Origin of the sequence: Kitasatospora sp. NPDC096140 (assembly GCF_040303045.1) — a bacterium.
Classification (GTDB): Bacteria; Actinomycetota; Actinomycetes; order Streptomycetales; family Streptomycetaceae; genus Kitasatospora.
In genome coordinates, this window is sequence record NZ_JBEOUW010000026.1 from 122379 (window position 1) to 131367 (window position 8989).

The window sequence follows — 8989 nt, forward strand, 5'->3', positions numbered from 1 at the left end:
CAGTGGAGTGACCTTTGGAGCGGACGACGATGAGTGACACGGGGAACGGCGCTCCGGCGGAGACCACGGCGACTCCGGCCGACAAGGCGGCGGAGCTGGCCGAGCTGGCGGAGCGGATCCGCGCGGTCGAACGGCAGGGGGCCGGGGGCCCGGCCCCGAGGGCTGCCGCACCGGCTCCGGCTCCGGGGGCTGCCGCACCGGCTCCGGCTTCGGCACCGGCTTCGGCACCGATGCAGGCTCCGGCACCGGCTCCGGCACCGCGGAGGGCGGAGCCGGCCGAGCAGGCCCCGCCGGCTGCGGCGGGCGCCCCGACCGGTGCGACCGCCGCAGCCCCCGACGGGCCCCGCGGCGACGCACTCCAGGAGGTCACCGCGGTGCTGACCGCCGGCGGTGCCCCCGCCGAGCTGGCGGCGGCCGCCCTGGCCGAGTTCGGCGAGGACGCCGCCGAGCGGCTGCGCACCAACCCGTGGGCGGTGCTGGACCTGCCCGGCGTCCGCCCCGAGCACGCGGACGGCTTCGCCCGCGGGCTGCTCGGCCCCGACTCCGGGCCGGGTGACGAGCGCCGCGCCCAGGCGCTGGTGCCGTGGCTGCTGGAGCAGGCGGCGCTGCGCGGGCACTCGGCCCTGGAACTGACCGAGGTGGCCGCCGGGCTCGAACGGCTCCGGATGCCGGACCCGGCGGCAGCCATCGGGAGTGCCGTCGAGGACGGTCGGGTGCTGCCCTCCCAGGAGGAGCTGACCGGGGCCGAGGCGCACGCGGCCGGCGGCGAGGACGACGAGCCGCCGACCCGGACGCTGCTCGCGCTGGAGCGGCTGGCCATGGCGGAGGACTCCCTCGCCGAGGGCCTGGTCCAGCTGATGGCGACCTTCGTTCCCGGCGAGGACGTCGACCCGGCGGCCGATGCCGCGGACACCGACCCGGAGGCGGAGCCGGAGTCCGGTGAGGGGGGCGACGCCGGCGAGGCCGAGGACTCCGAGGCCCCGGGCAGCGCCGCACCCGCCGCCGCTCCCGGCCCGGCCGCCTGGGAGGCCGCCGCCGAGGCCGCGCCGTCCTCCTCCGCGACCGCCCTGATCCGCGCCGTCGCCGACAGCGCCCTGGTGCTGCACACCGGCGGCGAGGCGGCCCGCGCCGAACCGGCCGCGCTGATCGCCGCCGCACGGGGCCTCGGGCTGCGGGCCTGGGCCGCCACCTGGACCGACCAGGGCCGGGACTCCTTCGCCGCGCTCTGCGGGGCCGGGGCCGAGGCCGACACCGGGGCCGACACCGGCGCCGGGACCGCCGTGGTCACCCTGGCCGACCTGCTCTCCGGCAGCGCCGGCCCCGGCCGCGCCCCGGACGGCATGCTCGCCCTGGACCTGCTGGTCGTCCTGGACGCCCCGCTGCTGGGCGTCGAACTGGCCGCGACCGTCCTGGAGGCGCTCGCCGACGGCACCCGACTGGTCCTCAGCGGGGACCCGAACCAGCTCTGGTCGGCCGGCCCCGGCCGCTTCTTCGCCGACCTGCTGGCCACCAAGGCCTGCCCGGCGGTCGCCTCCCGCACGCCGGACTTCGGCCCGATCGGCGAGCTGGTCTCCGGTGTCGGCATCGGCGAGCTCCAGCAGGTCGACGCGCCGGACAAGGAGGTGGTCCTCCTGACCGCCAAGGACGCCGGCGAGGCCGTCCACCGTGCCGTCCAGCTGCTCACCGACTCCATCCCGCGCGCGCTCGGCATCCCCGCCGAGCAGGTGGTGCTGCTCACGCCCGGCCACGGCGGTGCGGCCGGCACCCGGGTGCTGAACGCCGCCGCCAAGGCGCGGCTGAACCCCGGCCCCGGCCGGTTCCGCGGCTTCGACCCGGGCGACCGGGTGGTCGACTCACCGGCGCCCGGCATCACCCACCCCGCCCGGGTGCTGGACGGCGACGCCACCGGCCTGCACCTGGAGTACGCGGACGGCTCGCGCCGCACCGTCCCGCCCGCCGAGGTCGCCCGGCTGCGGCACGGCTGGGCACTGACGGTCCACCAGGCACTCGGCCGCCGTTGGCCGGGCGTGGTGGTCGTGCTCCCGGAGGACGCCGCTCCGGGGCTCACCCGGCAGTGGGTCTACACCGCCTTCGGCCGCGGCGAGCGGCACCTGTCCGTGGTGCACGCGGCGGGCCCGGCGCTCGCCCAGGCCGTGGCCGAGCGCCCGGCGCAGCCGCGCACCACCCGGCTGCGGGCGGTCCTCGCCGAGAACGCCGCCTCGGCGTACTGAGCCGTCGCCGCGCCGAGCCGCAGCGGCGCCCTGCCGTAGCCGTTGAGCCGCAGCGGCGCCGGGCGGTGGCCGCGCCGCGCGGCGGACATGCGACGGGCGGGCCCCAGGTGTGGGGCCCGCCCGTCGTCCGTCCCGGACTCCGTCAGTCGTCCGGGTCCTCGTCGTCGTAGACCTCGCTCACGTCGAACCGGCAGATCAGCAGCTGCGGGTCGGCGTGTTCGAAGGGCTCCGGCAGCCACTCCCCCGGCTCGGTCGGCTCGGCCGCCGCGACCCAGAGCGTCGAGTCCGCCTCCTCCAGACCGAACTCCTCGCTGCGCGCGGCGATCTCGTCCGGCTCGTACTCGCCGAACAGCACGCCGATCGCGGCGTTCACCCCGCCCGCGCCGGCGCCGCCCGGGGTCAGCGACTCGTCCAGCCGCTCGGCCTGGGCGCGCAACCGCTTGGGGTCGACGACGTGGTAGTCGCGGCGGATCAACACGCTGATCGCCTCGGGCTGTTCGGGGCCGTGGTACCCGCCGGGACCCTCGTCCCCGGGGATCTCGAAGGGCGTGACCTCGTCGTAGGCCTCGTACAGGAGCTGGTCGTAGGCGATGGCCGCCGTCGCGAGCTGCTCGTAGGCAGCGGACACGGCGGGATCGTCGGAGGTGTTGGGGCTTGACACCGCTTCCAGATGACGGTCGATGGCGGCCTTGACCGCCTCAGCGGCGGCGCGTACCTCGGCAATGGTGGGCTGCGCGGCATCAGACATGGTGCAGACGCTATCTCCCCGCGGTGTCGGTACGCACAGCGGTTGTCACCTACACCCGCGATTTCACCGCAACTTCCCCCCTGATGTCCGATCTGCACGGGTACGTCCCCCTGCGGAAGCGGCGCGGGACCGGCGCAGAGGGCGCGCAGCAGGTCGGGCGGGGCCGTCCGCGTACCGCTTCGCACGCCGGGATCGGGGTATCCCCTCCACAGCAGCAACAGAACTGATGCACTGTCAGTCGGCTGTCCGGGCCGCGGGCCGTCGGGGCGCCGCTCCCGCGCAGGAGGACGGCCGGAAATATCCGGGCCGACTGTCCGGGGCAGGCCGTAGGCTTGCCCGAAGGTGATCCCCAGGAGGAGCGTTTTGACCCCACGCAAGCCGGTCCGGCAGCCGGAGTACGAGTACCAGTCGCTGCGCATGCCGCGCGGCACCACGCGCAACGCGGCCCGCCAACTGCTCACCGAGCACGCCGAGTACGGGCACTGGGAGCTCGACCGACTGAGGCTGTTCCCCGACGGCAGCCGGACGGTCCGGCTCAAGCGCAGGATCATCCGCCAGGTCCGGAACTGGTGACGGGCGGGTCGCTCCGCCCCGAGCGATCACCGGCACGAAGCCTTCACGCACCCGCGGCCGCCCGTTCATCCGGCGACCGCGGGTGCGTCGTTCTCCACGGTGGGTGCGCGTCGTCGTCCACGACGACGCGCGGGCCCGCGGCTGCGAGGGGTCAGCGGGCCCCGGCGCGGGCGCGGCGGTAGAGCACGCCGCCGCCGAGCAGCAGCGCCAGGCCGGCCGCGCCGAGCAGTTCGACGCCGCCGGCGCCGGTGGAGGCCAGCTGGCTGTCGACCGGGGCGCTCGGCGTGGCAGCCGGGGCCGTCGTCCGGGAGGCGGCCGGGACGGCCTGGGTGCCCGGGGCGGTGGTGGCCGGCGGGGTGGACGGGCCACCGGTGCGGGGGATGCCCGGGGTGGTCTCGCCACCGGTCTTCGGCGGGGTCGGGTGGCTGATCTCCGGCGGGCAGTCGTCGCTCGGCTTCGGCGCGGGGGCCGGCGCGGGCCGGGCCACGTTGCCGCACTCGTTGCCGAAGGCCGGGTTGGCGACGCCGACCACGTTGACGGAGTTGCCGCAGGCGTTGACCGGGACGTGCACGGGGGCCTGGATGCTGTTGCCGGAGGCGACGCCCGGCGAGCCCGCGGCGACGCCGGAGGCCGAGGCGCCCGAGGCGGTGGTGCCCCGGCTCCCGCCGGCACCGGAGCCCGCGGTGCCGGAGCCGGCCGTACCGGAGCCGGCATGGCCGGACTGGCCGGACTGGCTGCCCTGGGGGGCCGCGTGGCGGCCGCCGCTCGCGTTGGCGCACCGGTTGCCGAACGACGGGTTCAGCGCACCGATGATGTCGACCGTGTTGCCGCAGGCGTTGATCGGCACCTCGACCGGCACCTGCACCGAGTTGCCCGAGGCGACGCCGGGTGATCCGACGGCACCCCCCTGCGCCTCGGCGCCCGCGTAGGCGTAGCCGGCGGTCGAGGCCAGCACACTGCCGGTGGCCACGGCCGTGAGGATCCCCTTCTTGGCTACATTCCTCATGTTTTCCCCTGACGTTTTCGAGACGAGGTTTTGACCTTGACGTGAACCTTATGAAAGTCGGAATTTTTGCCTATCCGTAAATCACGCAGGGTCTTCGACTGCACAGGAGTTAACGAGGGGCGAACGGTGAGGTTGGGCCGAACGCTGCAGCTTCACCCGATCGAGCGATCGTGTCGCCGACCTGTATCACGGCCCGGCGGACGCGCGCCGCGCACGCGAACGCCCCCGGTGCGGCGCGTCCGCCGCCCGGGGGCCGGGTCGAGTCCTCTCAACGGGCCTCAGCGGCCCGGAGGTCGACTCAGATGTTGGCGCAGTGGTTGCCGAACGCCGGGTTCAGCACGCCGATCACGCTGACGGTGTTGCCGCAGACGTTCACCGGGACGTGAACCGGGATCTGGATCTGGTTGCCGGAGACGACGCCCGGGGAACCGGCGGCCACACCCTCGGCACCCGCGTGTGCGGACGCGACACCGGCGGCGGCGAGCACCAGGCCACCGGTGGCGGCGGCGACGGCGGCGATCTTCTTGTTGACCTTCATCATTCCTCCTGTATGGACAACGCAACCCGTTCGGCGGGCTGCACAGGGATGAACGACGCTGCGGCAAACGGGGTACGGAACAGGATTCCCATTCACCCGCAACGGTGAGGTCTCGCACAAACAATCGGCTTGGGATTCCGGGAGGAATCGTTTCTGTCGATCTCCCCGAACCCGTCCCACAATCATCAGCTCCGACAATGCGGTCGGCCCGCTCCCGGAACCCCGGGAGCGGGCCGACCCAGTCGCCTGATCAGCGGGCGACGGCGAACCGGTCAGCAGGCGTCGATGAACCGGTCGAGCACCCGGACGCCGAACTTCAGGCCGTCCACCGGCACCCGCTCGTCCACGCCGTGGAACATCCCGGCGAAGTCCAGCTCCGGCGGCAGCTGCAGCGGCGCGAAGCCGAAGCAGCGGATCCCCAGGTCCTGGAAGGACTTGGCGTCCGTCCCGCCCGACAGGCAGTACGGCACCGCGCGGGCGATCGGGTCCTCCGCGCGCAGCGCGGTCTGCATCGCCTCGACCAGCGCTCCGTCGAAGCCGGTCTCGATCGCCTTGTCCGAGTGCAGGCTCTCGCGCTTCACGCGCGGGCCGAGCACGCTGTCCAGCTCGGCCAGGAACTCCTCCTCGTAGCCGGGCAGGAAGCGGCCGTCCACGTGCGCGGTGGCCTGACCGGGGATCACGTTGACCTTGTACCCGGCGCCGAGCATGGTCGGCTGGGCGGTGTTGCGCAGCGTGGTGCCGATCATCTTGGCGATGCCGCCGAGGACGCGCAGCGTCTCGTCCATGTTCTCCGGGTCCAGCTCGACCCCGAGGGCGTCCGACAGCTCGTCCAGGAAGGCCCGGACGGTCTTGGTGATCCGCAGCGGGAACTGGTGCCGGCCGAGCCGGGCGACCGCCTCGCACAGCTCGGTGATCGCGTTGTCGTCGTTCTCCATCGAGCCGTGGCCGGCCCGGCCCTCGACCGTCAGGCGCATCCAGTGCATGCCCTTCTCGGCCGTCTCCACCAGGTAGAGGCGGACCTGGTCGTTGACCGTGAAGGAGAAGCCGCCGACCTCGCCGATCGCCTCGGTCACGCCCTCGAACAGCCCCGGGTGCTTGTCCACCAGGTAGCGCGCCCCGTACGTGCCGCCGGCCTCCTCGTCGGCGAGGAAGGCCAGCACGATGTCGCGCGGGGGCTTGCGCCCGGTGCGCAGCCGGTCGCGGACGACCGCCAGGGTCATCGCGTCCATGTCCTTCATGTCGACCGCGCCGCGGCCCCAGACGCAGCCGTCGGCGATCTCGCCGCCGAACGGGTCGTACGTCCAGTCCGCGGCGTTGGCCGGCACCACGTCGGTGTGGCCGTGGATCAGCAGGCCAGGGCGGGAACGGTCCTCACCCTCGATCCGCACCACCGTCGAGGCGCGGCCCTTGGCCGACTCGAAGATCTTCGGTTCGAGTCCGAACTCGGCGAGCTGCTCGGCCACGTACTCGGCCGCCTTGCGCTCGCCCGGGCCGGAGCCGTCCCCGTAGTTGCTGGTGTCGATCCGGATCAGATCGCGACAGATCCCGGCGACCTCCGACTCAGCCGTCACCTTCGGCGCCGCCGACTCGCTCCGCTCGCTCACGGTCACTCCTCGTCTCTGGCCCGCACCGACGCACCAGCGCGCCACCCCCAGGACCTGCACCCGGGCCGTACGAGCACGTCCGCCCATCCTCCCCCAGCCCCCGGGCCGGATCCACCCCCCGCACGCCCCCGAAACCCCCTGGTCACGCCCCCGCCACACGCCGGCCCTTGCTCCCGCCACCCGCCGCGCGCCCCGGCCGGGAACCGTTTTGGGAGCCCAAGCCGATCTTTGCTACAGTTACATCTGTCAGCGCGACGGACGAGAGATCGGAAGCCGCGAGGACGACACCTAGTCCGGGTGGCGGAATGGCAGACGCGCTAGCTTGAGGTGCTAGTGCCCTTTATCGGGCGTGGGGGTTCAAGTCCCCCCTCGGACACCGACAGGAACCCCAGATTCGTCTGGGGTTCCTTTTGTTTTCCCGAGGCTGCAAGGCCGGCTCCGGAACTCCGGGGCTGCAAGGCTCCGGGGCATCAGGGCACCCGGTGGTTCCGGTGCCCCGCGCCCGGAGCCCGCCCGCCTCAGGGCTGCCGGTCGGCGGGCTGGTGGTGCCGGGTGGGCTTCGGGACGGGCGTCCGGGCGGGGATCGTGTGGCCGGTGCGGTCGTCGGTGTGCCAGGACTGCGACTGGAAGGCGAGGAAGATCGCGGTCCAGCGGTTCCGGGCGGGCAGGTGGATCAGGAGGCCGCCGTCCTGCCGGACGCCGTCGTCGGTCCTGAACCGGCCGCTGTTGCCCTGGTTCATGTGGATGTCGTGGACGCCGTTTCCCGGGAGGAAGCCGAACACCTTGTCGGGGACGGTGGGTTCGGGGCCGAAGCGCTGGCCGAAGACGTAGAGGGCGGCGGCCGGGCCGGCGATCGCCTGCTGGACGTGGTGGTCGAGCAGGTCCGCGAGGTCGTTGTCCGCCCCCGGGGCGTCGGGCGGCAGGACGCGCATCGCGGCGGGGTCGAACAGGTGCCCGCGGACGAAGTCCAGGCTCGCCGTGTCCGGCCGGGAGGGCAGCGCGTTCCAGCCGCTGCCGGCCGGCGGGAGGAGTTCGGTGACGGGGTGCCGGAAGTCCTCGACGACGATGTAGAGCAGGTCCGAGGGGGCCTGCTGGGAGAGGACGTTGACCGCCGCGCGGTAGTCGGCGCCCTGACCGTCGCGCAGGTGGATCTGGTAGTGCGGGGTGTCGGCGCCGCCCTCGCGGCGCCGGTCGACGGCGGTGGCGGCGAGCACGCCGTAGTTGCTGATCGGCATCGGTGGGGTCCTCGGAGTCGGTGGAGCAGGGACCTCTCCGTTATGGCGCATGCGGTGGCGCAACCACCCGTGAATCGACGGAAGTTCACTTCCCGTCCCCCGAAGGGGTTCCGGGCTCACCGAACGTTGACAGCCCGGTACCCCCGCCCGGCGCCCCAGCCCGCAGGTCGGGCCCGCCGGTCAGACCTGGCGGGTGTCTCCGCCCAGGGCGCTCTCGATGCCCTGGACCATCCGCCACAGCGGCGCCCGCCGGCTGGCGACCAGCACCACGACCTCGTCGGACTCGCCCTCGCCGCCGCTCTCGGACGGGCGGTCGCTCCAGGTGCCGGTGACGAAGGCCATCACCGCGTCCACCTCGGCCACCCAGTCGCTCTCCCCGCCCGTGCGCAGCCAGGTGCGCAGGGCGTGGTTGTGCGCGGCGACGACGGCCGCGGCGATCACGTCCGCGCGCAGCGGGCCGTCCGGGCGGTCGCCGAAGCGGCCGCGCAGGTAGGCCGCGAGGGTGTGCTCGTAGCGCCAGACCACCGACAGCTCGTACGCCCGCAGGCCGGGCACCTTGCGGGTCAGCCGGTAGCGCTGGACGGAGAAGGAGGGCTGCTCGGCGTACATCCGCAGGACCAGGCGGGCGGCGTCGCAGGCGTGCTTGACCGGGTCCTCCTCGCCGTTGCCGGACTCCAGGAACTCCGTCATCTCGGCGAGGCTGCGCTCGTGGTCGGGGAAGACCACGTCCTCCTTCGCCGGGAAGTACCGGAAGAAGGAGCGCCGGCCGACTCCGGCCAGCGAGACGATGTCGTCGATGGTGGTCTGCTCGAAGCCGCGCTCCAGGAAGAGCTCGAAGGCCGCGGCGACCAGCGCCTCGCGCATCGCGGGCTTGGCGGGCCCGTCGTTCATGGGCAGGTCCTGCTCTTCCTTCTCGCTCATTCTCGGCAACCTAACACCGGCGCACCGCCCGGGCGCCGACACCGACCAGACCACCGCGATGGACCTCGGCTACCACCGCGAGGCCACCACGGCGACCGGCGGCCACGTCACCGAGCGCGCCACCGTCGACCAC

General features: G+C 73.8%; 8 protein-coding genes and 1 tRNA gene. 3 read left to right on the forward strand and 6 right to left on the reverse strand.

Going from position 1 to position 8989, the window contains the following annotated elements:
- Positions 1 to 29 precede the first annotated feature (29 nt).
- Entirely contained in the window at positions 30 to 2231 is a 2202-nt protein-coding gene (locus ABT048_RS25820; RefSeq protein WP_350523868.1) for a helix-hairpin-helix domain-containing protein, read from the forward strand.
- A gap of 142 nt (positions 2232 to 2373) precedes the next feature.
- On the opposite strand, the gene ABT048_RS25825 is transcribed toward ABT048_RS25820, so the two are convergent.
- Positions 2374 to 2979 (reverse strand): hypothetical protein, encoded by a 606-nt coding sequence (locus ABT048_RS25825; RefSeq protein WP_350523869.1) that lies wholly within the window; start codon positions 2977 to 2979, stop codon positions 2374 to 2376.
- 363 nt (positions 2980 to 3342) lie between these two features.
- Here ABT048_RS25825 and ABT048_RS25830 point away from each other — a divergent pair, with 363 nt between their 5' ends.
- Positions 3343 to 3552 (forward strand): DUF5703 family protein, encoded by a 210-nt coding sequence (locus tag ABT048_RS25830; protein ID WP_037901221.1) that lies wholly within the window; start codon positions 3343 to 3345, stop codon positions 3550 to 3552.
- Between the two features lie 151 nt (positions 3553 to 3703).
- On the opposite strand, the gene ABT048_RS25835 is transcribed toward ABT048_RS25830, so the two are convergent.
- The 3 genes from ABT048_RS25835 to ABT048_RS25845 form a co-directional block, all read right to left on the reverse strand.
- Complete coding sequence (locus ABT048_RS25835; RefSeq protein ID WP_350523870.1) at positions 3704 to 4558, reverse strand: chaplin; 855 nt, start codon at positions 4556 to 4558, stop codon at positions 3704 to 3706.
- A 298-nt stretch (positions 4559 to 4856) separates the two neighbouring features.
- Positions 4857 to 5096, reverse strand: a complete 240-nt coding sequence (locus ABT048_RS25840) for a chaplin (protein WP_350523871.1) — start codon at positions 5094 to 5096, stop codon at positions 4857 to 4859.
- 272 nt (positions 5097 to 5368) lie between these two features.
- Positions 5369 to 6700 carry a M20/M25/M40 family metallo-hydrolase gene (locus tag ABT048_RS25845; protein WP_350523872.1) on the reverse strand — a complete coding sequence of 444 codons (1332 nt, stop codon included), beginning with the start codon at positions 6698 to 6700 and terminating at the stop codon, positions 5369 to 5371.
- Positions 6701 to 6991: 291 nt separating this feature from the next.
- On the opposite strand from ABT048_RS25845, the gene ABT048_RS25850 reads away from it, so the two are divergent.
- A tRNA-Leu gene (locus ABT048_RS25850) sits at positions 6992 to 7076 on the forward strand.
- A gap of 142 nt (positions 7077 to 7218) precedes the next feature.
- On the opposite strand, the gene ABT048_RS25855 is transcribed toward ABT048_RS25850, so the two are convergent.
- Positions 7219 to 7935, reverse strand: a complete 717-nt coding sequence (locus ABT048_RS25855; RefSeq protein WP_350523873.1) for a DUF2278 family protein — start codon at positions 7933 to 7935, stop codon at positions 7219 to 7221.
- Between the two features lie 180 nt (positions 7936 to 8115).
- Positions 8116 to 8826, reverse strand: coding sequence for a TetR family transcriptional regulator (locus tag ABT048_RS25860; protein ID WP_350523874.1), 711 nt, complete (start codon positions 8824 to 8826; stop codon positions 8116 to 8118).
- Positions 8827 to 8989 lie beyond the last annotated feature (163 nt).